This window comes from Paraburkholderia sp. GAS42 (assembly GCF_050436565.1).
Classification (GTDB): domain Bacteria; phylum Pseudomonadota; class Gammaproteobacteria; order Burkholderiales; family Burkholderiaceae; genus Paraburkholderia.
In genome coordinates, this window is the sequence record NZ_JBNDML010000002.1 from 186,542 (window position 1) to 209,015 (window position 22,474).

Below are 22,474 nucleotides of genomic sequence, written 5' to 3' on the forward strand. Positions count from 1 at the left end.
ATATAACCCGCGCTAAAGCCAGTCTGACGACAGCAGAATCCGCGCGCTGGCGATGCCAGACTCCTCGTCGTTTGTGGCGGGTGGCGTCGGGCGCAACGCACGTTATGGTGCTTTCTCGCGCGTCTCCTTGATGAAATCGACGAATGCCCGCAGCGGTGCGGGCATGTAACGTCGGCTCGGGTAGTAGAGCAATGGCCCGGTAAAGTGATACGACCAGTCTTCGAGCACAGGTTCGAGTGCTCCGCTATCGATCGCCGGTCGCAGCCACTCCTCAAACAGAAACACAATGCCCAGGCCCGCAACGGCTGCACTGACGCTGACATCCGAGGCCGCGGCCGTCACGATCAGCGGGCCGGTGGGGTCCACTCGTACGATCTTCCCGCGTCGTTCGAATTCCCACAGGGTCATCGCACCGCTGGTGAAGCGCTGGCGTATGCACGCATGCGCGAGCAGATCGCGCGGATGTTGCGGACGTCCTTTGCGGTCGAGATAGGCGGGCGAGGCGGCGGCCACAAAACGTTGCATGCGAGGGCCAAGTGGCACCGCGATCATGTCCTGTTCGACGCGTTCCTCATAGCGCACGCCGGCGTCGCAACCTGCGGCCAGCACGTCGACGAAAGTGTCGTCCACGGTGATTTCGAGCTTGATATCCGGATGCGCGAGCAGGAACGCCTCGATGACCGGCGACAGAAAAAGCCGCGCGACGACCGCAGGCACGTTCAGCCGTAACGTGCCGCGCGGACTGTCACGAAAGCCGTTGACGACGTCCATCGCGGCTTCGACCTCGCCCAGCGCTGGCACCAGTCGTTCGAGCATCTGGGTGCCGGCCTCGGTCAGCGTGACGCTGCGTGTCGTGCGTTGTAGCAGCAGAACGCCAAACTGCGCTTCAAGACGGCGCACGGCCGTGCTGAGCGCTGACGCCGAAAATCCGCTTGCACGCGCCGCTTCCCGGAAACCCCGATTGCGCGCCACGGCCACAAAGGCTGCGAGATCACCCAGTTCCACCGCCATGATTCGGTCCCTTTAAAGTCTGCACGAGACGCCGACCTTTGCCGCTCGCCTTCCCGCCGGATTGTGCGGATTTTTGCACAACCCGTGCGTAGTGTATGCACTTATCGTACAGCTGGCCAACGCCTATAGTGACCTCACTATCGTGAAAGCAAGGAGGCATTGAAATGACGTCGCATACGAATCTCGGGGGCACTTTTAAACTGGCTGGCGGCGCGCTCAACGTGAACCGCGTCGGATATGGCGCGATGCAGCTGGCGGGTCCGCACGTCTGGGGGCCACCGAAAGATGTCGAGGGCGCGGTTGCCGTTCTGCGCGAGGCGGTGGCTGCTGGAATCAATCACATCGATACGTCCGATTTTTACGGTCCGCACGTGACTAACCAGATCATCCGGCAGGCTCTGCATCCGTATCCAGAGGGACTGGTGATCGTCACGAAGGTCGGCGCCCGTCGCGCGCCGGATCAGTCATGGCCGGTTGCGCTATCGGCAAAAGAGCTGACCGACGCCGTGCACGACAATCTGCGCAATCTGGGCCTCGACGCAATCGATGTCGTCAATCTGCGCGTGGGCGCGGTCGACAGACCGTCCTATGCGCCGCTCGAGGCGCCGCTTTCGGTGCTTGCGGATCTGAAGCGGCAGGGGCTGATTCGCCACATCGGGTTAAGCAATGTCAACCAGCAGCAATTGTCTGAAGCACAGGCGATCACCGAGATCGTCTGCGTGCAGAATCACTACAACCTCGCACGTCGGGATGACGACGGGATGATCGACGACCTCGCAGGAAAAGGCATCGCATTCGTGCCGTTTTTCCCGCTAGGGGGATTCACGCCGCTACAGTCTTCGGTTTTGGACAGTGCTGCGGCTTCGCTGCAGGCCTCGCCGATGCAGGTCGCACTCGCATGGCTTTTGCAGCGCTCGCCGAATATCCTGCTGATTCCGGGCACGTCGTCGGTTGCGCATCTGCGTGAGAACCTCAAGGCCGCTGAGCTCAAGCTTTCGCCGGAGATTCTGGCGAAGCTCGATGCGATCGGGGCGAGCATGTGAAGGATGCCGCGACGTCATGTGTTCTGGGGTTCCCTGCGTCTGGCATTATTGCAGGGTGATTCCAGGCGGTGCCTGGCGCTTTGCTCCATCCGGTTTCGACATTCAGGCCGACACACCCATGACCGCCCGTTTCAATGCCGCGCTGACAGCGCTTGTCGCGGCCGCTCTGTTCGGCGCCACCACGCCGCTTGCCAAGGCACTTCTCGGCTCGCTTTCGCCATTCATGGTTGCGGGTCTTTTTTATCTGGGAAGCGGCATCGGGCTTGGCGTCTCAATGCTCATCCGGCGGACGTGGCGCTCCGCGCAAGCGCATCAGAACGAAAGCCGCATTCCAGCGGCGGACGTACCGTGGCTGCTCGGTGCGATCGTCGCGGGTGGAATCGCGGGCCCTGCGCTCCTGATGCTCGGGCTGGCTTCGACGCCGGCGGCAACGGCTTCGCTCCTCCTGAATCTGGAGGGCGTGCTGACAGCCGTCATCGCGTGGGTCGTGTTTCGCGAGAACGTCGATCTGCAGGTGTTTCTCGGGATGGTGGCGATTGTTGCCGGCGGGGTGTTGCTGTCCTGGCATCCGGGCGCAAGCGCCATCCCCGTCGGCGCGCTTCTGATTGTGTGCGCCTGCCTGTGCTGGGCCGTCGATAACAACCTGACGCGCAAGGTTTCCACCCACGACGCGACGGTCATCGCGTGCATCAAGGGGCTGGTCGCGGGTACGGTGAATCTTTCGATCGCGTTGATCGTCGGCGCACATGTGCCTTCAGCGGGAAAGATCCTTGCCGCAATGACGACGGGCTTCGCGGGCTATGGCGTCAGCCTTGTGATGTTCGTCGTCGCGTTGCGTAACCTTGGCACAGCGCGAACCGGCGCGTATTTTTCTGTAGCGCCGCTCTTCGGCGTCGCGCTCTCGCTCGCGATCTGGCCGGAACGTCCGTCGATTTTTTTCTGGCTCGCCGCGATTTTCATGGCGCTCGGTGTGTGGCTACACATTCGTGAGCGTCACGCGCATCTTCATACGCATGAGCCGCTCGAGCATACGCACCCGCATCGCCATGATGAGCATCATCAGCATGCGCATTCGTTTCCGTACGATGGGGAAGAACCGCATGTTCATCCCCATCGTCACGTGAGTGTCACGCACTCACACGCCCACTATCCGGACATTCACCATCGTCACACGCACTGAGTGCGCGGCGGGCGATGCTGTAACCATCACGAAAGCGCGGCGTCAGGCTGTCGCCGCAACCGCCGCTCTCAACCCGAGCAGATAGCTGTCGACGCCAAAGCCGCAAATCTGTCCTTTGACGATTTCGCCGAATACTGACTGGTGGCGGAACGCTTCACGCGCATGGATATTGGACATGTGGATTTCGACGATGGGCACGGTGAGAATCGCCAGCGCATCGCGGATGCCGTAGCTATAGTGCGTCCACGCGCCGGCGTTGATGAGCACGCCGTCGGCCTTGTCGGTGAACGCCTTGTGGATGCGCAGGCACATGTCGCCTTCGCTGTTGGTCTGATACGTCTCCACTTCAACGCCAAGCTCCTTGCCCAGCGCCTGCAGCCTGTTGTCGATTTCTTCAAGCGTGATGGTGCCGTACTGCGCAGGATCGCGTTTGCCAAACATGTTGTGGTTGATGCCGTGAAGCATGACGAACGTTTTCATGAGCCTTCCTTCGGGTGGTCCAGGGACGTCGATGACGTCAGTGAGCAGGGCTTGTATCGACGATCGACCCCGTGCTTGCGGCCTCGGCGATCGCTTCTGTAATCCGCAGATTCTGCAGGCCGTCACGCACGCTCACGAGCGGCTCGGCTTCGCCGCGAATGACGCGCGTGAAGTGCTCGATCTGCAGCTTGAGCGGGTCATCGCGTGTCATATCGGCGACGCTGGTTTCGAACGGCTTCCACCACGAACGGTCTTCCGCCTTGCCATAGGTTTTCATCCGCATCGTGGGCACTGAAAGCGAACCGAACGTTCCCGCGATCACGTAGCAATCTTCGTCCGGGTACGTTGAGTAGGCCTTGTTTTCCTGCGACGTCTGCTCCCAGCTGCGCGCGCTGGCTGCGGTATCGGACAGCATGAAACTGCCGAGCGCGCCGCTTGCGAAGCGCAGGTTGATCGAGACCGTATCTTCGACCGGAAAGCCGCGGGTGGCGCGCGATGAAAACGCCTGCACCGCGACGATGTCGCCGCACAGCATCCGCAGGTTGTGCACCTCGTGAATCATGTTGAGCAGGATCGGCCCCGCGCCCGGTTGCCGACGCCAGGGCGCATCGGCGAAATAGTGGTCCGGCTTGAAAAATACCGCGCTGCCCATCACGGCGACGAGCTTGCCCAGACGCCCTTCGTCGATCAGCTGCTTTGCCCGCGCCATGATCGGACTGTGCGCGCGATGATGGCCGATCAGCACCTTCACGCCCGTGCGATCCACTTCCTTCGCCAGCTTCTCGGCTTCCGCGACAGTGGGCGTGACCGGTTTTTCGAGCAACGTCGGCACCCGCGCCTGGAGACACGTCAACGTGTGCTCGAGGTGCAACTGGTTAGGCGTGGCGAGAATGACGCCGTCAGGGCGATCCTTCTCGAACAGCTCTTCGAGCGACCTGTAGAGCGGAACGCCTTGTTTCGCCGCAATCGCCTCTGCCGCAGGCGATGGATCGACGATGGCCGACAGCGTGCACATGTCGCTCTGCTGCGCGACGGCCATATGAGCGAGCCCGATATAACCGGCGCCGGCTACGGCAATCCGGGTCTTCTCCATTGCACTCTTCCTTTTAGATCCAGACGGTACGGCTTACGCGAGGGCTTTCTTCGTGTCCGCCATGGTTTTCGCGCGCAGCTGCTCATAATCCGCTTTATCGATGGGCACCGCATTGGGCTCGCCCAGATCGGACAGCCGGATGCGGTAGCTTTCCCGTGCGGTGAATGCGGCAATCGCAGCGATGATCGTTACGCCAAAGGTGATGGCGCCGATCGTCAGTGGGACATTGTTAGAACCCGGAGGCGCGACCAGCGCGAAGAGCGCAGGCAACAGCGCCGTGATCATCGTGCCGACGTTCTGGCCGATGGCCATGGCGGTCACGCGCGAGCGGGCCGGGAACAGTTCCGGATAGAAGCTCGGAAAAATGGCGTTATAGCCCTGATAGATGATGCCCCACATGAGTATGGACATCACAATCGCAAACGGCACGTTCTTGATACTGATCGCATACAGATAGCCGAACGCAAGCAGCCCCGAACCCAGCGCACCGACAACGATCGGCAGGCGCCGGCCGATCCTGTCGGACAGATTGCCCACGAACGGAATGACCAGCACCGCAACGATGTTACCGATCACAGGAATCCACAGATACACGCTCTTGTGAAAGCCAATGCCGTATGAAGCCTGCACCGCATACGCCGCGCCAAAGATGGTCGCGACGACCGGGATGACGTTCATGAGCGCGCAGCAGACCACGCGAAGCATGTCTGCCCAGTTATGCCGGAATGCTTCGGCGATCGGCGATTTCGGCACGGCGCCGCTAGCGTCTTCCTTCGTGAAAACCGGCGTTTCCTTTACTTCACGGCGAATGATGTAGCCTGCGACAAGCACGCCCGCGCTAAGCAGGAACGGAATGCGCCAGCCCCATGAATTGAATGCATCCTCTGGCATGTAGTACGCGAGCGGCAGGAAGACGGCGGCGGCAAGGATCTGCCCAGCCTGCACGCCTTGCAGTGTGAAGCTCGCGTAGTAACCACGTCGCCCGAATGGCGCGTGTTCGAGAATCATCGAACTTGCACCCGAGATTTCGCCGGCCACGGCAAAGCCCTGGATCAGGCGAAGCACGACGAGCAACGTGGGCGCAAGCATGCCGACCTGATGGTAAGTCGGCAGCAGGCCGACGGCCATCGTCGAGATGCCCATCAGGAACATACAGACCAGCAGCACGTTTTTCCGGCCATGCGTGTCGCCCCAATGTCCGAGTACTAGCGCGCCGATCGGCCGCGCGACGTATCCCACGCCATACGTCGCCAGCGAGGCGACGATTGCGATCTTTGGATTGCCCGACGGAAAGAACAGCTGGGGGAAAATCAGGGCGGCGGCCTGAGCGTAGATAAAGAAGTCGTAGTACTCGAGCGCCGAGCCGATCCATCCGCTGGCCGTCGCCTTACGCGCCTGCGAGCGATGCTCGCGTTCGCCTGATGCTGTCTGCGTGTTCATGTTGTCTCCTGACCTGAAATGTTGGATCAGCTTCTATGGCTGCTTGATATTCCTCGTTGCAACGAAACCTTATAAGACGGGATTTACCCGACAAACTTATTTCAACTTCCAGCTCAAGGTTTTCCCTGGGTCCAGACTGGCGGGAGGCGCTCAAAAAAGCGCCGGCACGCCGTTTAGCCTGGGGATAACTGGAAGAGCACCCGGACAACGGCGGTCAACACAGCGTGATGGCGCGTCCGGGTGCGTCTCCGTGATGTCATTGTGTGAACCGGCATCGCTTGCGTGATGGAGCGGTTACGGCTAGGGTAATGTGCTTCTGAACGGACACAATGCGGCCAGATGGAAAATCAGAATGCGCTCACAGCCACGAATGATTCCTTCCTGCGCGATCTGCAGCTGTTCTGCAATATCGCGCGAAAGGGGAGCTTTGTCGCCGCGTCGACCGAAATGGGGCTGTCGCCTTCGCATGTCAGCAAGCGCATCGCAATGATGGAGGCGAGTCTTGGCGTCAAACTCTTCCAGCGGACCACGCGAAGAGTCAGCGTGACCAGCGACGGCGAGGCTGCCTTGCAGTGGGCGCAGAAAATTCTCGACGACGTACAGGGTATGGCCGACACCTTCGCCAACCGTCGCAGCGAATTGCGTGGCGTGCTGCGTATCAGCACGAGCCTGCGGCTGGGGCGTAACCATGTATCGCCGATTCTTTCGATGCTGCGAACGCTCCATCCCAATCTCGAACTCTGGCTGGAACTGCTCGATCGACGCGCCGATGTCGTCGGCGAAAACTTCGACATCGACATTCGTGTGGGTGAAGTGCAGGAGCCGCACCTGATCGCGCACAAGATCGTGGAGAGCACGCGCATTCTGTGCGCCGCGCCGGCGTATCTCGAACGCCGCGGCGTACCGGCCGAGCTGACTGACCTTGCCCAGCACGACTGTCTGCTGTTTCGGGGGCGCGACGACCGTTTCGGCGTCTGGCGCCTCACCGGGCCGCATGGCGAAAAGAGTGTGAAGGTGACGGGCACGGTCGCGTCGAATCACAGCGACATCGTCGTGCAGTGGGCACGCGACGGCTTCGGCGTCGTCATGGTGTCGATATGGGACGTTGCGGACAGCCTGCGCTCGGGTGAACTGGTGCGCGTGTTACCGGATTACGTGCAGTCGGCCGATGTGTGGGCCGTGACGTCGGAACGGCTGTCGTCATCCGCGAAGATTCAGGTCTGCATCGACTTCCTTAAGGCGCAGTTGACGAACGGTCCGTACGCGCTGGTTACGCGGGGCGTTGGCGGGTTGTAAGCCCTGCGGGCAACAAACGCCCTCATACCTGCACCCGCCTGCACTCACCTGCACCCAGCCGGCAAAACCGCGCTGCCGACGCCTCGACACGCATTCGGATAACATTAACGGTTCAGCGGCTTGTTTCTCACAGGCCCGCAGACGGATCGCGGCCTGACATTCCTCACTATCTGGAACCCGACATCGTGACATCGACCTATACCGATACCCGACTCCTGATCAACAACGAATGGTGCGACGCCGCAAGCGGCAAGACGCTTGACGTCATCAATCCCGCAACTGGCCAACCCATTGGCAAGGTTGCGCATGCCGGTATTCCCGATCTCGACCGCGCGCTGGCCGCCGCACAAAGTGGTTTCGAGGCATGGCGCAAGGTCCCCGCCAACGAGCGTGCCACCACGATGCGCAAGGCCGCTGGGTTCGTGCGCGAACGTGCTGCGGACATCGCGCGCCTGATGACGCTGGAACAGGGCAAGCCGTTTGCGGAAGCGCGCGTCGAAGTGCTCGCCGCAGCCGACATCATCGAATGGTTCGCCGACGAAGGCCGTCGCGTATATGGCCGCATCGTGCCGTCGCGCAATCTTTCGGCGCAACAGATGGTGTTGAAGGAGCCGATCGGCCCGGTAGCCGCGTTCACGCCGTGGAATTTCCCGGTCAACCAGATCGTGCGCAAACTGAGCGCCGCACTGGCGAGCGGCTGCTCGTTCCTCGTGAAAGCGCCGGAAGAAACCCCCGCGTCGCCGGCAGGCCTGCTGCAGGCATTCGTCGATGCAGGCGTGCCGCCGGGCACGGTGGGTCTGGTTTTCGGCGATCCGGCCGAGATTTCCAGCTACCTGATTCCGCATCCGGTCATCCGCAAGGTGACGTTCACCGGCTCGACGCCGGTCGGCAAGCAACTGGCCGCACTCGCTGGCCAGCACATGAAACGCGCGACGATGGAACTGGGCGGTCACGCGCCCGTCATCGTCGCTGAAGATGCGGACGTGGCGCTGGCCGTGAAAGCGGCGGGCGGCGCGAAGTTCCGCAATGCCGGGCAGGTCTGCATTTCGCCGACGCGTTTCCTCGTGCACAACAGCATTCGCGAAGAATTCGCCCGCGCACTGGTGAAGCACGCTGAAAGCCTGAAACTGGGCGATGGTCTCGCCGAAGGCACAACGCTCGGGCCGCTCGCCAATGCGCGTCGTCTGACGGCGATGAGCAAGGTGGTCGACGACGCGCGCGCGACGGGCGCCACGGTCGCGACCGGCGGCGAGCGCGTGGGCGCCGAAGGCAACTTCTTTGCGCCGACCGTGCTGACCAACGTGTCGCTCGAGTCCGACGTGTTCAACAACGAGCCGTTTGGCCCGATCGCGGCAATCCGCGGTTTCGACACGCTCGAAGAAGCGATCGCTGAAGCGAATCGCCTGCCGTATGGGCTTGCGGGTTATGCGTTCACGAAGTCGTTCCGCAATGTTCACCTGCTGTCGCAGCAGATGGAAGTCGGGATGCTGTGGATCAATCAGCCTGCAACGCCGTCGCCGGAAATGCCGTTTGGTGGCGTGAAGGATTCAGGCTACGGTTCCGAAGGCGGCCCGGAAGCGATGGAGGCTTACCTCGTGACCAAGGCTGTTTCGGTGATGGCTGTATAACTCGCGCTTTATCTGCATTGCCGCCGCCTGACACTTTCCACCAGCCCGGGCGGCGAAGTGCATCTGCTTGACGGCGGCCACTTCGTGCCCGATGAAACGTGCGATGAAGTGGCCGCTTTGACGAAACGGTTTCTGAACACCCGCGCTGAAGAACGCCGTTGCTGGTCGAACCGCAATGGCAACCGTGCAGGAGAGCGATAATGTCCCGTGCTCTTGGTATCGCGCGCGTCATGCTATTGGCCGCGTTGCTCTCGCATACATGTGTTGCGCGATCCGCCGAGCCGGTAGCGCAAACCGCGTCGACGTCGAACGCGAAGGCTGAAACGCCGAAGACGCTGAAAGAAAGACTCAGCGACAAGGCGAGTGACGAGCAGCGCATTGATAACTGCAAGGTTCCAGTGGAGCTCAGGGGTTCGAAATCAAGACCCGACGCCTGCAGCCATCCGTAACGCCGGGTCCATCGATGAAAGAAGACTGCGTTGCAAAACCGCGCAGCGTGAATATGAAACCATGAGTTCGAATCCAGACACGGTTGCGCTGACAACGGGCAGCGTCGTCATCGGCGAAGATGGTCTCGCGCGTCCGCCGTGGGCCGCTGTCGACCCGCTGTTGCAGCACTATTACGACACCGAGTGGGGTATGCCGGTTCGCGACGAGCGGGGCATGTTCGAACGGCTCGCGCTGGAAGGCTTCCAGTCAGGTCTGTCATGGCTGACGATCCTGCGAAAGAGAGAGGCATTCCGTGCCGCGTTTCGCAACTTCGATCCGGACACTGTCGCTGCATTCACGCAGACCGATGTCGAAAGGCTGCTGGCCGATAGCGGCATCATCCGTAATCGTGCGAAGATTCTGGCCACGATCGGCAATGCCGCTGCGACCATCGCACTGCGGGAGGACGGTGGCCTGGTCAATTTCATCTGGTCGTTTCAACCTCGCACCACGCCCGAGCCTCGTACTATTGCTGACGTTCCGACGACTTCGGACGCATCGACAGCCTTGAGCCTGGCATTGCGCAAACGTGGCTTCGCGTTTGTCGGCCCGACCACGATGCACGCGCTGATGGAAGCGACGGGCATCATCGATACACATTTGCTCGATAGCCATCGTCGCGGCAGTTCTGGCGTCTGGCCACGATCTTCCTGAACCTGCGGAGCTGCCCCCTATGACTGATCTTTCGTCGACAACCGAAATCGAAACCACGCCGAACCCTGAGTTTGCTGTGATTCTTCTGCATGGACTCGGTGCCGATTCGAGCGACTTCGTGCCGCTCGCGCCTGAACTGAGCATTGCTGGTTTGCCCGGCGTGCGCTTTGTGTTTCCGAACGCGCCCGAGATCGCGGTCACCGCGAACAACGGCTATGTGATGCGCGCGTGGTACGACATTCTGTCGTTCCAGGGCGTCAACCGGCAGGTCGACGAAGCGGGCATCGAAGCGTCGCGTACGACCGTGCGTCAGCTGATAGCCGCGCAAAATGCGCGCGGCATTCCCACTTCGAAGATCTTTCTCGCAGGATTTTCGCAAGGCGGCGCGATGACATATTCAGCGGGGCTTACGCATCCTGAAGCGCTTGCGGGACTGATCGTGATGTCGGGCTATGTGCCGTCGCCCGGCTTTATTGAAAGCAGTTTTGGCGCGGCAAATCGCGACACGCCGATCTTCGCCGCACACGGCACGCACGACGACGTGCTGCCAGTTCGCCTCGGCGAAGCCGCGCGTGACTTCGCCATCGCGCAGGGCTGCAAGGTCGAATGGCACGCATACCTGATGCCGCATTCGGTGTGCGCGGAAGAGATCGATGCGATGCGCACGTGGTTAGGGGCGCGCATCGCAGCGCTTGCCTGAAGCTTCGCTAAAGCGCTTTTTAAAGCGTCCGCAGAGCGTCTTTTCGTATAGCGCGAGCATCGCCGGCGCGTCGACACCCATGCAGACCTTGCATGCAGGTCGGCTGTCCCAGTCGGGTGCGGGCACGGGCATCGTCAAAGGCTTCTGGATCGTCTGGCCAACCGCGATGCCATCTGTCAGCACGCGCACGGGACCGCTGCGCGTGGTGTACAGATGAGGCGCGAGCACATACGCGACCGCCGACGGGTCGTGCACATAGGTGCCGGACAGTTGCGCGCTCTTCTCGTGGAAGGCTTCGTAATGACGCGACACGTCCCACACGAAACGCCCCGCATCGCCGCCACGATCGCGAATCGACGCGAGATACGCGGTCGTCATGATGGTGTTCTGCGTGACGTCGAGTCCGACAATCGCTACCGGCCACGCCGCGCCCAACACCACATCCGCCGCATCCGGATCGCCGAGCATGTTGGCTTCGGCTGCGGGCGTCACGTTGCCCAAGAGACCATCGGTACCGAACGCGCCGCCCATGATGACAACCTGCTTCACCAGCGTCGCGATTTGCGGGTCTTCGGCGAGCGCAAGCGCGAGATTGGTCAGCGGGCCGACTGCGATCAGTGTGACCTCGCCGGGTTGTGCGCGCACCGTGTCGATGATGAAGCGATGTGCCGGACGCGGGTCGAGCGTGGTGTCGGCGCGCGCTTCCAGTTCAATGTTGCCGAGGCCGTTGTCGCCATGAATCCACGCGAGCGGCTCGGGCGCTCTGCGCCTGAGCGGCGCCGCGGCACCCCGCGCGACCGGCACGCCTGGCGCGAATTTCGCGGCCAGGTAGAGCGCGTTGCGCGTGGTGGTGTCGATGGTGCCGTTGCCGAACACGCTCGTCAGGCCAAGCAGTTCGATGTCGGGATGCAGCGCCTGAAAGACGAGCGCCATTGCGTCGTCGACACCGGGGTCGGTGTCATAGATGACCTTGTGCGTGCTCATAGGTAGAACGCGTCCGGTAGCTGTTCGCGCGCGGTGGTGTCGCGCGTCGCGCCGCGCAGGTTGCCGAGACGGATCGGCAGCTCCGGGCCACCGAGTTCGATGATGACCTGCCGGCACGCGCCGCACGGTGCGATCGGGCCGTCGGTATCGCCAATGACGGCGAGCGCGGCGAACTGATCGCGTTTATAGCCAGCCGCAATCGCGCTGAAAAACGCGGTGCGTTCTGCGCAGTTGCACAGTCCATACGATGCGTTCTCGACATTGCAACCTTCGAACACATGGCCGTCGCTGGTCAGCAGGGCCGCGCCGACCTTGAACTTCGAATAGGGTGCATACGCCTTCTCGCGCGCGAAACCCGCGCGTTTCAGCAGTTCTTCCATGGTCATATCAGACTCCTCAATTGGGCGTGACGAACATGCCCGCAATGGTCGCGCTCATCAGGTTCGAGCGCGTCGCGGCCAGCACGACACGTAGCCCATAGCGTGCGACTTCCCGCGTCGGTCATGTCTCTGCACGGTTGTCTAGACGTGGCTCCGATGCTAAACCAAACTGGCGCCGCCATGCGCGATATCATGGGGCTCGCCGTAAGGTACCCGCACGCAGACGCCCACAAATGAATTCCACACCCGAGTCTTTTTCGCGCCCGCCGCTTCGTTCCCTGACGCCGCTCGAAGCACGTGTACTGGGTGTGCTGCTCGAGAAAGAGCACACGGTTCCCGACACGTACCCGCTGTCGTTGAACGCGCTCACGTCCGGCTGTAACCAGAAAACCGCACGAAGCCCGGTGATGAACGTCACCGAAGCCGAAGTGCTCACGACGATCGATAGCCTGAAACGCCTGAGTCTGGTTTCCGAAGGCAGCAGCAGCCGCGTGCCGCGTTTCGAGCACAACATGCTGCGCGTGCTTGGCGTGCCGAGCCAGTCCGCCGCGTTACTGACGACGCTGATCCTGCGCGGACCGCAGACGGCCGCCGAACTGCGGCTGAACAGCGCGCGCCTGCACGGCTTCGCGGATATCTCGTCGGTCGAAGTGTTTCTCGATGAACTCGCTACCGGCGAACCTGCACGTGTGATCAAACTGCCGCGCACGCCCGGCGAGCGCGAAAGCCGCTGGATGCATCTGCTGTGTGGCGAAGTTGTTGTGCCGGAAGCGCCCGAGGGCAGCGCCCTCGATGAATCTATATCGCCGTCTGAGTTCGAAGCATTCAAGGCGGAGCAGAAGCAACTTCGCGAAGAGTTGAACCGGCTTCGGACGATGGTCGAGAAAATGGCAGCAGAGCTTGGCATGAGTATCGACAAGGACGCGAGCCAGCCATAAAACGCCTGGCGATCCGCTTCCCGCGCCTCGTCCCTGCATGCCGCGGCGGATTTGACAGCGCTTCCTGGAGATCAACGCATGTCCAGACTTCGAATTGCGACGTTCAATATCAACGGCATTCGGTCGCGCCTGCCTGCGCTTCTTGAGTGGCTCGAACGCGAGAAACCGGATGTCGCGTGTTTGCAGGAACTGAAATCGCCCGATAGCGGCTTTCCTGTGGATGCGCTCCGGGAAGCCGGCTATGGCGCGATCTGGCATGGACAAAGCGCGTGGAATGGCGTCGCGATTCTGGCGAAAGGCGTTGAGCCGGTTGAAAGCCGGCGCGAGCTGCCAGGCGATCCCTCCGATACCCAAAGCCGCTACATCGAAGCCGCCATCGAGGGCGTAATCGTCGCGTGCCTCTATCTGCCGAATGGCAATCCACAGCCGGGTCCGAAATTTGATTACAAGCTCGCCTGGTTCGACCGGCTGATGAAACACGCTGCGGCGCTGCTAAAAAGCGGCCATCCTGTTGTGCTGGCAGGCGACTTCAACGTCGTTCCAACCGATGAGGACATCTATAACCCGAAGTCATGGTTAAAGGATGCGTTGTTGCAACCCGAAAGCCGCGAACGATATCGAACGCTGCTCGCGCAGGGATGGACCGATGCGTTGCGTGAGCACTTCGGCGATGCACGGATCTATACGTTTTGGGATTATTTTCGCCGTCACTGGGAGACGAATTCGGGGTTGCGCATCGATCATCTGCTGTTAAGCCCCGATCTCGCGCCGCGATTGCGCGAGGCCGGTGTCGACCGTTGGATGCGCGGCGAGCCGCATGCGAGCGACCATGCGCCCACATGGATCGAACTGGATATGGGCAAACGCACGCGGGCGTGACGTGCCGGATACGGCACCTGGACCAGGTAGCAAATCTCCTGCCTGCGCGTTGTAACCCGGTCGACGAGGGGTGCAACTGCCTGAATCCGCTTGCTTTTGGGGCGTTTAAATCACCGTTTTCAGGGGTGGATTGGCCCCGTTATCCCCCGCCTGAGGCCGCCGGCAGGGCTCGCCCGCCCCATCACAGATTTGCGCAGACGCGCCCGTATGGGTTAGGGTGTCGGTCCGGGCGCCATTTTGCGTGCGCTCGAATCACAATCACCGAACGGGATGAGTAATGAACAAACAGGAACTGATTGACGCAGTCGCAGCAGCGACCGGCGAAAGCAAGGCAGCAACCGGCAGCACGATCGACGCGATCATCGCAGCCGTGACCTCGGCTGTTGCACAGGGCGACACCGTCCAGCTGATCGGCTTCGGCTCGTTCTCGACGGGCGCTCGTGCAGCGCGCGTCGGCCGTAACCCGTCGACGGGTGCCGAAATCCAGATCGCCGCCGCGAAAACCGTCAAGTTCACGGCCGGCAAGTCGTTCAAGGAAGTCGTGAACGCGTCCTGATGGACCGTTCGTGGCGCTGCGTCTTTCAGGGCAGCGCCAGCTTCTGGCTGGCCCGTTTCTGTGGTGTTTCTGCGGTGTTCTGGCAGATGAAACGGGTCAGGCCAGCGCCCGGCTCACTGCGGCCTGTGCATGCAGCGCGGTGGTATCGAAGACGGGCAAGGTCACATCTTTCTGCGCGATCAGTAGCGCAATTTCGGTGCATCCAAGAATCACGCCACCCACGCCCTGCGCCTGCATGTTGGCGATGACGCGTTTGTAAGCTTCGCGCGACGCGTCGCGCACAATGCCGTGGCACAACTCGTCATAGATCACCTCGTGGACGAGCGCGCGTTCCGCTGTGTCAGGCACGACCACCTCGATGCCATGCTGATCCAGCATGCGACCACGATAGAAATCCTGCTCCATCGTGAAAGCGGTGCCCAGCAGGCCGACGCGACGAATGCCTGCATCGCGCAGCGCTTCGGCAGTGGGATCCACGATGTGCAGGAAGGGAATGTCGAGCGCGGCCTCTACAACGGGCGCGACACGATGCATGGTGTTCGTGCAGAGCAGCACGAAATCCGCGCCGGCCTGCTGCACCTGCAGCGCTGCCTGCTTCATGTGCTCACCGAGCTCATCCCAGCGCTGCGCGTGCTGCAATGCCTTGATCTCTTCGAAACTGACCGTGACCATCACGCTGCGTGCGTTGTGGTGTCCGCCCAGCCGCTGCTTCATGTCCTGATTGATCAGGCGGTAATACTCCGCTGACGATTCCCAGCTCATTCCGCCGATCAGTCCAATTGTTTTCATGCTGGCTTACCTCGTTGGCCTCGCGCGGGCCGCGATCGTTCAAACCGACGCCAATATGGCAGCGCACGACGTGATGCTGGCATCGTGCGATGCATTCAGCCTTGCATTATTTGAGCCACTTCCGCACGTCGCTTTCCCATGCTGGATCGCCGCATCCCGAAGGATTTTCCGGTCCGAGCACGGTGATATAGCCTTTCGATTTCATGCATGACTCGTAGGCGCGGATTTTCGAGCATTGCCCTGTGCCTGCATTGCGAGAAATCGATTTGCATTGGGCCATGGTCTGATCCATCGCTGCGAAGTCGGGGTCGTCGGTGCGGGACATGGAGGGCGCATTGGCTCCGCCTGCGGAAAACTCAACGGGCCCCGTATGCGTACACGCGACGAGCGGCAACACCGCCGCCATTGTTCCAGCGACCAGAAACGACCTGCCCGATTTCATATCTGCATCTCCACGCGATTGAAGCCGTGATGATACGCCGGCGTCCGCGTACCTGACCGCAGAACGCCGGCGACGCATCGTCACGCGTCGAGCCACGCGCATACGTCGGCCGTGCGGAGTTCGCGTCCGCCGAGCACAAAGCGCGCATTGACTGGAGCGGGCGCAGCGATAACGTCCGGTCCAAAGTTGAACGCGAACGTCACGTTGCCGCGACGACGCAAGCGCAATCCTTCAGGCAGTGTCGCGATTTCGATACGCGCATCGCGCGCGGCGTCTTCGAGCAGCACGCGATGCAGCGCGTGATCGAACCACGCGCCCGCATAGCGCACGCGCCCGTTCGACACGACAGCAGGCCAGCCATCATCGAAACTCGCCAGAACCTTTGTTTCAGCGCCCGGCTGAAGATGCTCGCGCCAATGGACGGCGGTTCCGTCGACGCCATTGATCGAGGTCGCCGGCGTCAGCGTCGGACGCAGCGATTCGACTTCGAGCACCTGAACCGGTAACGCGGATTGCAGCGGGCCAGGCGGCAGCGTAGCCGGAATCGCGAACTCCGTGGTTCGCGATCCGCTGCGCGGTCCAAACACCCATTGCGCTGACGAACGCCCGATAGCCTCCACGAGATCGTCCGTCATCACAGCGAGGCTCGGAACGACCACGAGCCTGTATTGCGAAAAGTCCGCGTTGCGCGAAACGATATCGACGTCCAGCGACATTTCGCGCAGCGCCTGGTAGTAGTCGAACGCAAGCGTCTGATAGTCGAAAGTCTTGCCGTGACGCTGGATCTCGAACATCCATTGCGTCTCATAGTCGAACACGAGCGCTACCTGTGCGCGTGATGCCGGCGCGAGATCGGACAGTACCGTCGAGTCCGCTATTTCCTTTGCCGCACGCGCGATTTCGAGTCCGCCCGGCGACAGCTGGTTGTCCGGCAGATTCAGTCCCGAATGCATCTGCTCCTGCGCATACGGACACTGACGCCAGCGGAAATACGAGACCAGTTCGGCGCCGTGCGCAAACGCCTCATACGCCCACAGCCGCACCATGCCTGGCGCCGGGACAGGATTCCACGGCGCCCAGTTCACCGGACCGGCTTCCTGTTCCATGATCCAGAAGCGGCCCGCGCCGATCGCGCGATACCGGTCGTGGTCGAACGCGGAGACATCAGGATGGCCTGTGCGTGCGTAGCGCGCCTTGTCTTCTTCCGGCAACGCGATGACTTCGGTGCGTGCGAGCGGATAGCTGTCCCACGCGGCAACATCGACGCTACCATTCTCGACGAACCGGTAGTGATCGAAGGTCGTGAAAAAGCCCATGAAGTTGTGCAGCACGTCAGCGTCGGGCGCGTATTGCCGCAGTACGTCAGCCTGTTCACGATGAAAGCCGGCGACTTCATCCGACATGAAACGGCGGAAGTCGAGCAGATGAATCGGATTGGCGTCGGTGGGCGTGAGGTTCGGCAGTTCGATCGCATCGAACGATGCGTACTCCATGCTCCAGAATACGTTGCCCCACGCGCGGTTCAATGCGTCAGCGGTTTCGTAGCGGTGTGCGAGCCATGTCCTGAAGCGCGTAAGCGCAGCCTCGGAATAGCTCGGCACAGTGTCGTGACAGCCGAGTTCGTTGTCGGTTTGCCACGCGATAACCGACGGATGTCGCCCATAGCGTTGCACCATCGCAGTGACGATGCGCACGCATTCGTGGCGGTAACGCTCGCTCGACACGTCATAGTGGCGACGTGAACCAAAGTTCCAGCGCGTGCCGTCGGCGCGCACAGGCAGGATCTCGGGATGCGCGTCGACCAGCCATTTCGGCGGCGACGCTGTCGGCGTGCCGAGTATGATCTTGAGTCCGGCGGAAGCAAGCGTATCGACCGCTTCGTCGAGCCATGCCCAGTTGTATTCATTGGCGCGCGGTTCCATCCGGCTCCACGCGAATTCGGCGATACGCACATGCGTAATGCCGAGTTCGACCATTCGTTTTGCGTCGTCGGCCCACATCGACTGGGGCCACTGTTCCGGGTAATAGCAGACACCTAGCTGCATCAGGATTCTCTCAGGTAAAAGTAGTCGGTCAGCCTTTGCTTGCGCCGAACGTCAGGCCCGCGACGAAGTGCTTTTGCATCGCGAAGAACATCAAGACGGAAGGCAGCGCGGCGAGCACAGAGCCCGCCGCGACGAGATTCCACGCGGTCGTCCACTGGCCTTTAAGCGCTGCGACGCCGACGGTGATCGGCGCGGCTTGATCGCCTTGTGTGAGACACAGTGCCCAGAAGTAGTCGTTCCAGACAAACGTGAAGACGAGGATGCCGAGCGCCGCAAGCGCAGGGCGAATGAGCGGCAATACGATGCGTGCATAGACGGTCCACTCGCTCGCGCCTTCCACGCGTGCCGCTTCGATCAGCTCGAACGGCAGCTGCTTGATGAAGTTGCGCAGGAACAGTGTGCAAAAGCCCGTCTGAAATGCGACGTGAAAAATCACAAGCGCCCATACCGTGTTGTACAGACCGACCTTGAGCGCCATCTCGCGCACGGGGATCATCAGGATCTGCACCGGCACGAAGTTGCCCGCGACGAACGCAAACAGCACGGCCGTGTTGCCGCGAAAGCGATACGTCGCGAGCGCAAAACCCGCCATCGACGCCAGCACGATCGCGCCGAGTACCGAAGGCACCGTAATCAGCACACTGTTGGCGAAGTAGTGAAGCATCGGCGTCTGCGTGATTGCCGAACTGTAGTTGTCCCACAGTGCGAAGTGTTTGGGCCACGTCCAGTAATCGCCTTGCGAGAGCTCTTCAGAAGAGCGTATCGAGGTCAAAAGAACGGCCAGCATCGGCAGCAGCCAGACAAACAGCGCGAGCGGTAGCGACGCCTTGTATAAGGCGCGATTGAATGGTTTCCAGCGATCGACAGGAAGCGGATACATGATGAAGGTCTCCGTAGATCAACGTTCTTCGCGCAACATGCGGCGCAGGTGGAACACGATGTAGACGAGCATGATCAGGAACAGCACGACCGCAATCGAAGCCGAATAGCCTTCGCGGTAGTACTTGATCGCCTGGTCGTACATGTAATAGGCGAGCACGGTGGAACTGTCGAACGGACCGCCGCCGCTCATCACCGCGATCAGATCGAAGCTGCGCAATGCGCCGATTACGGTCAGCACGACGGCCATGAACGTAGCGGGCCTGAGTTGCGGCAGGATTACGTGCCACAGGAGCCGCGGGCCTTTCGCGCCTTCCATGCGCGCGGCTTCGACGACTTCCGGATTGATTGCCGTCAGGCCCGTGAGATACAACACCATGCAGTAGGGCGTTTGGGGCCACAGCGCGGCGAAGACGATTCCGAACGTGACCGTATGCGCATCGCCCAGCACTGGAATGCCGTGTCCGATGATCAGCTTCAGCAAGCCGAACGTAGGATCGTAGAACCAGCTGAACACAAGGCCGACCACGACGCCGGACAATACAAAAGGCGCGAAGAACAGCGACTTCACGAGACGCATGCCTTTGACCTGCTGGTTCAGATACAGCGCGAACAGCAGGCCAAGCGGCGGCGCGAGCAGGAAAAGTGCAAGCCAGATCAGATTGTTCTTCAGCGCCACGTAAAACACATCGGCATGAAACAGCTCGATATAGTTCGCGAAGCCGACGAAGGTCTTTGGCGTCATGCCATCCCAGTCGTAGAAGCTGAGCGAGATGCTGTTGATGACCGGATAGATCACGCACAGGCTGAAGAGCGCGCACGCGGGCAGCAGGAAGAAAAACGCTGCACGGTGCTGTCGTCGCACCGTTTTGGGCGCGCGCCGGCCCCGAGCCGCCGGCAGGGTGCGGGCTGCTGAAGTAGACATTCGAATGGTCTCGTAAAGTCCGCGGAGAATGCGGATGAGCCTTGAATCCGCGCCCGACGCGCGGATGGCCGCGAGTCGGGGCGCCTGCACAAAGACGTTACTTCTTGTAGATGCGTTTGCGCGTCGCTTCGAGTCGCGTGAGCAGCGAATCGAGTTGCGACGGATCGCTATAGAACTGCTGCATCGCTTTCATGCCTTCGTCGGCCATTTCTTTCGTCATGTCGCGATCGTAGAACTGCGCGATGCCGCCCGTTGTGCCCGCAAGCGTCTGGAAGCCGACCTTCGAGATGGGATCATCCGGTTCCGCTGCCTTGCTGTTCGACGGCAACTGGCCCCAGCCGCGTGCGAGATCCGCGTTGATCTGCGGAGTTTCCATGAACGCAAGCAGGCGGCGCGCGTCGGCCTTGTTCTTTGCTTTCGCGGGAACCAGCAGCACGTTGACCGGGCCGTCTTCGGCAGTCGGTACGCTGGCGTCCACAACCGGGAAGCGGAAGAATCCGGTTTCCGGCTTGATCGAAGCCGGAATGCTTGCGGAGAAGAACGTGCCCATCAGCATCATCGAAGCCTTGCCGTTCGCGAGGAACGGCGCGATCGAATCGAGATCGTAGGAAAGCGCGTTGTCGATGAAGTAGTGCTCGTCCATCAACGTCTTCCACGTCGTGTAGACCTTCTTCACGCGCGGGTCGGTGTACGGCACATCGCCAGCCATCAGTTTCTGATGGAACGCATTGCCGTTGATGCGCAGGTCGAGATAGTCGAACCATGCGGCGAGCGTCCAGCTGTCGCGCGCGGCGACGGCGATCGGTGCGACGCCGCTGGCTTTCAGCTTCTTGCAGGCGTCGAGAAACTCGTCCCACGTTTTCGGTTCACCCTTGATGCCGGCCTTCTCGAACAGATCCTTGCGATAGAAGAAACCGTATGCGTCGTAGCCGAGCGGCGCCGCATACTGTTTGCCCTTGTACGTCGATGCTTCCTTCACCGAAGCGTATTGCTGGCTCCAGCCGTTCTTGTTCCAGTCCGACGAGAGGTCTTCGAGCAGGCCGCGCTGCGCGTAGTACGCCATGCGCTCGCCGTCGTGCCACGACACGATATCAGGCGGATCGGTGGCGAGCCAGCCGCCCATCTGCACCTTGTACGTTTCCTCGGTGATGTACGTCACTTTCAGATCGACGTCCGGGTTTGCTTTCTTGAACTTGTCGAACGCGTCCTGCCATGTCGAGCGCTGGTTGGCGCGTGCCGACACGTTGACGTTCAATTCGCCGGCCTGAGCCGTCACGCCGGATAGCAGGGCGGTGACCATCGCGAGCGCGGCGACGGCGGTGGAAAGACGCGTCGCACGGCGGACAGGCCCGCAGTGTGCAACGCGGCTCAAGTGGCTAAAGCGGCTTGTTTTCATCTGCTGTCTCCTTGACTACGTTGTGTGCCGGCCGCATCGTGCGGACGGTCGATCCTGCCGGCTCTGCGGCCGGCGCATGCTTAAAGCAACCTTCACGCAACCTGCAGCACGGGCAGTGCCGAACCCGTGACCGTACGTTCGAGCGCAATGCCATCGGCGTCGAACAGATGGCACGCGTCAGCGGGAATGCGTATCGCGATGTGCTCACCCGGCTGTGTCGAGATATCGCCAGGGGCCTTGAAGACGAGTGCGCCGCCAGCGTAATCGACGTGGATATAGCTGTGTTCGCCGAGTTGTTCCGTAAGCGTCGTGACAGCGCGAATCGATTGACCGTCTCCGTCGGTACGCACGTGCTCGGGACGAATGCCCAGCGTCACAGGTTGATCGCGCACGAGACGCGTCCCGTCGACATGAACCGCGAGCTTCCCGTCGCCCTGCGCGAGCTTCACGACAACCCGGCCCGGCTCGATCGAATCGACGCGTGCATCGATGAAGTTCATTCGCGGCGAGCCGATGAAGCCCGCTACAAAACGCGAGCGCGGACGATGATAAAGCTCGAGCGGCGCGCCCACCTGCGCGATGCTGCCGAACCGTTGTGTATCAGCGCCTGCATGCAGCAGCACGATGCGATCCGCGAGCGTCATCGCTTCGACCTGATCGTGCGTCACATAGACGACGCTCGCCTGCGCAAAGCGCTGATGCAGGCGAGCGATTTCGATACGCGTCTGGCCGCGCAACGCAGCGTCGAGATTGGAGAGCGGTTCGTCGAACAGAAACACGCCCGGCTCGCGCACGATCGCGCGGCCAATCGCGACGCGCTGACGTTGCCCGCCCGAGAGCGCTTTCGGCTGGCGCTCGAGCAGGGCGTCGAGTTGCAGAATGCGCGCGGCGTCACGCACCTTGCGATCGATGATGTCCTTTGGCGTCTTCGCGAGACGCAGCCCGAACGCCATGTTCTCGAACACCGTCATGTGCGGGAAAAGCGCGTAGCTCTGGAACACCATCGCGACGCCGCGCTCAGCAGCGGCGACACCGTTCATCAACGTGCCGCCGATATGCAGGTCGCCTTCGCTCAGATCTTCGAGACCGGCGATGATCCGCAGCAACGTGGATTTGCCGCAGCCCGACGGGCCGAGGAAAACGCAGAACTCGTGTTCGGCGATATCGAGATTCAGACGCCGGATCACCGGCACATGGTTGCCGTACGACTTCTCGACGTTCGTAAGACTGATTGCTGACATGCTTGC

The 22,474-nt window shown here is 61.4% G+C and carries 23 protein-coding genes; 10 read left to right on the forward strand and 13 right to left on the reverse strand.

Translation table 11 applies throughout. The features are described 5' to 3' along the window. Nucleotides 1-102: 102 nt before the first annotated feature. Entirely contained in the window at nt 103-1,011 is a 909-nt protein-coding gene (locus P3T16_RS03440; RefSeq protein WP_429341181.1) for a LysR family transcriptional regulator, read from the reverse strand. 164 nt (nt 1,012-1,175) lie between these two features. Here P3T16_RS03440 and P3T16_RS03445 point away from each other — a divergent pair, with 164 nt between their 5' ends. Beyond that, entirely contained in the window at nt 1,176-2,054 is an 879-nt protein-coding gene (locus P3T16_RS03445; protein WP_429341182.1) for an aldo/keto reductase family oxidoreductase, read from the forward strand. Nucleotides 2,055-2,172: 118 nt separating this feature from the next. After that, a complete protein-coding gene (locus tag P3T16_RS03450; protein ID WP_429254218.1) occupies nt 2,173-3,234 on the forward strand; it encodes a DMT family transporter in 1,062 nt (353 codons plus the stop codon). A gap of 42 nt (nt 3,235-3,276) precedes the next feature. Here the strand turns inward: P3T16_RS03450 and aroQ are convergent, their stop codons facing one another. Genes aroQ through P3T16_RS03465 form a run of 3 tightly spaced genes read right to left on the reverse strand, consistent with a single transcriptional unit; the run spans nt 3,277 to nt 6,247 of the window. Next, the gene (aroQ, locus tag P3T16_RS03455; RefSeq protein ID WP_429254219.1) at nt 3,277-3,714 is read right to left on the reverse strand and encodes a type II 3-dehydroquinate dehydratase; all 438 of its coding nucleotides are present in this window, start codon (nt 3,712-3,714) and stop codon (nt 3,277-3,279) included. Between the two features lie 37 nt (nt 3,715-3,751). Then, a complete protein-coding gene (locus P3T16_RS03460) occupies nt 3,752-4,807 on the reverse strand; it encodes a Gfo/Idh/MocA family protein (RefSeq protein WP_429341183.1) in 1,056 nt (351 codons plus the stop codon). Between the two features lie 33 nt (nt 4,808-4,840). Further along, nucleotides 4,841-6,247, reverse strand: coding sequence for an MFS transporter (locus P3T16_RS03465; protein ID WP_429254221.1), 1,407 nt, complete (start codon nt 6,245-6,247; stop codon nt 4,841-4,843). Between the two features lie 339 nt (nt 6,248-6,586). On the opposite strand from P3T16_RS03465, the gene P3T16_RS03470 reads away from it, so the two are divergent. From P3T16_RS03470 to P3T16_RS03490, 5 genes are all read left to right on the forward strand, one after another. Then, on the forward strand, nt 6,587-7,543 hold the full coding sequence (locus P3T16_RS03470) for a LysR family transcriptional regulator (RefSeq protein WP_429254222.1): 957 nt from the start codon (nt 6,587-6,589) through the stop codon (nt 7,541-7,543). Nucleotides 7,544-7,725: 182 nt separating this feature from the next. Beyond that, nucleotides 7,726-9,171, forward strand: coding sequence for an NAD-dependent succinate-semialdehyde dehydrogenase (locus P3T16_RS03475; RefSeq protein WP_429341402.1), 1,446 nt, complete (start codon nt 7,726-7,728; stop codon nt 9,169-9,171). Between the two features lie 200 nt (nt 9,172-9,371). Continuing rightward, nucleotides 9,372-9,620 (forward strand): hypothetical protein, encoded by a 249-nt coding sequence (locus P3T16_RS03480; RefSeq protein WP_429341184.1) that lies wholly within the window; start codon nt 9,372-9,374, stop codon nt 9,618-9,620. A 61-nt stretch (nt 9,621-9,681) separates the two neighbouring features. Beyond that, nucleotides 9,682-10,314, forward strand: a complete 633-nt coding sequence (locus tag P3T16_RS03485) for a DNA-3-methyladenine glycosylase I (protein WP_429341185.1) — start codon at nt 9,682-9,684, stop codon at nt 10,312-10,314. Between the two features lie 19 nt (nt 10,315-10,333). Then, complete coding sequence (locus tag P3T16_RS03490; protein WP_429341186.1) at nt 10,334-11,014, forward strand: alpha/beta hydrolase; 681 nt, start codon at nt 10,334-10,336, stop codon at nt 11,012-11,014. On the opposite strand, the gene P3T16_RS03495 is transcribed toward P3T16_RS03490, so the two are convergent. Next, a complete protein-coding gene (locus P3T16_RS03495) occupies nt 10,985-11,998 on the reverse strand; it encodes a nucleoside hydrolase (RefSeq protein ID WP_429341187.1) in 1,014 nt (337 codons plus the stop codon). The two genes, P3T16_RS03490 and P3T16_RS03495, sit on opposite strands and share 30 nt — an antisense overlap. Beyond that, the gene (locus P3T16_RS03500) at nt 11,995-12,384 is read right to left on the reverse strand and encodes a cytidine deaminase (protein WP_429254226.1); all 390 of its coding nucleotides are present in this window, start codon (nt 12,382-12,384) and stop codon (nt 11,995-11,997) included. Before P3T16_RS03500 ends, P3T16_RS03495 begins: the two co-directional genes overlap by 4 nt. 227 nt (nt 12,385-12,611) lie before the next feature. Between P3T16_RS03500 and P3T16_RS03505 the strand changes: the two genes are divergently transcribed. From P3T16_RS03505 to P3T16_RS03515, 3 genes are all read left to right on the forward strand, one after another. Beyond that, nucleotides 12,612-13,316 carry a YceH family protein gene (locus tag P3T16_RS03505; protein WP_429341188.1) on the forward strand — a complete coding sequence of 235 codons (705 nt, stop codon included), beginning with the start codon at nt 12,612-12,614 and terminating at the stop codon, nt 13,314-13,316. 78 nt (nt 13,317-13,394) lie between these two features. Further along, on the forward strand, nt 13,395-14,195 hold the full coding sequence (locus P3T16_RS03510; protein WP_429341189.1) for an exodeoxyribonuclease III: 801 nt from the start codon (nt 13,395-13,397) through the stop codon (nt 14,193-14,195). Between the two features lie 277 nt (nt 14,196-14,472). Then, entirely contained in the window at nt 14,473-14,751 is a 279-nt protein-coding gene (locus P3T16_RS03515) for an HU family DNA-binding protein (RefSeq protein WP_429254229.1), read from the forward strand. Between the two features lie 96 nt (nt 14,752-14,847). Here the strand turns inward: P3T16_RS03515 and P3T16_RS03520 are convergent, their stop codons facing one another. The 7 genes from P3T16_RS03520 to P3T16_RS03550 form a co-directional block, all read right to left on the reverse strand. Then, nucleotides 14,848-15,540, reverse strand: coding sequence for an aspartate/glutamate racemase family protein (locus tag P3T16_RS03520; protein WP_429341190.1), 693 nt, complete (start codon nt 15,538-15,540; stop codon nt 14,848-14,850). 106 nt (nt 15,541-15,646) lie between these two features. Further along, complete coding sequence (locus P3T16_RS03525) at nt 15,647-15,865, reverse strand: hypothetical protein (protein ID WP_429341191.1); 219 nt, start codon at nt 15,863-15,865, stop codon at nt 15,647-15,649. Between the two features lie 197 nt (nt 15,866-16,062). After that, nucleotides 16,063-18,027 carry a beta-galactosidase gene (locus tag P3T16_RS03530; RefSeq protein WP_429341192.1) on the reverse strand — a complete coding sequence of 655 codons (1,965 nt, stop codon included), beginning with the start codon at nt 18,025-18,027 and terminating at the stop codon, nt 16,063-16,065. Between the two features lie 28 nt (nt 18,028-18,055). Beyond that, entirely contained in the window at nt 18,056-18,907 is an 852-nt protein-coding gene (locus P3T16_RS03535; RefSeq protein WP_429254233.1) for a carbohydrate ABC transporter permease, read from the reverse strand. Between the two features lie 18 nt (nt 18,908-18,925). Continuing rightward, nucleotides 18,926-19,831 (reverse strand): carbohydrate ABC transporter permease, encoded by a 906-nt coding sequence (locus P3T16_RS03540; RefSeq protein WP_429341193.1) that lies wholly within the window; start codon nt 19,829-19,831, stop codon nt 18,926-18,928. Nucleotides 19,832-19,928: 97 nt separating this feature from the next. After that, nucleotides 19,929-21,131: an ABC transporter substrate-binding protein gene (locus P3T16_RS03545; RefSeq protein ID WP_429341403.1), complete on the reverse strand. Its 1,203-nt coding sequence runs from the start codon at nt 21,129-21,131 to the stop codon at nt 19,929-19,931. Between the two features lie 188 nt (nt 21,132-21,319). After that, on the reverse strand, nt 21,320-22,468 hold the full coding sequence (locus P3T16_RS03550; protein WP_429341194.1) for an ABC transporter ATP-binding protein: 1,149 nt from the start codon (nt 22,466-22,468) through the stop codon (nt 21,320-21,322). Between the last annotated feature and the right edge of the window lie 6 nt (nt 22,469-22,474).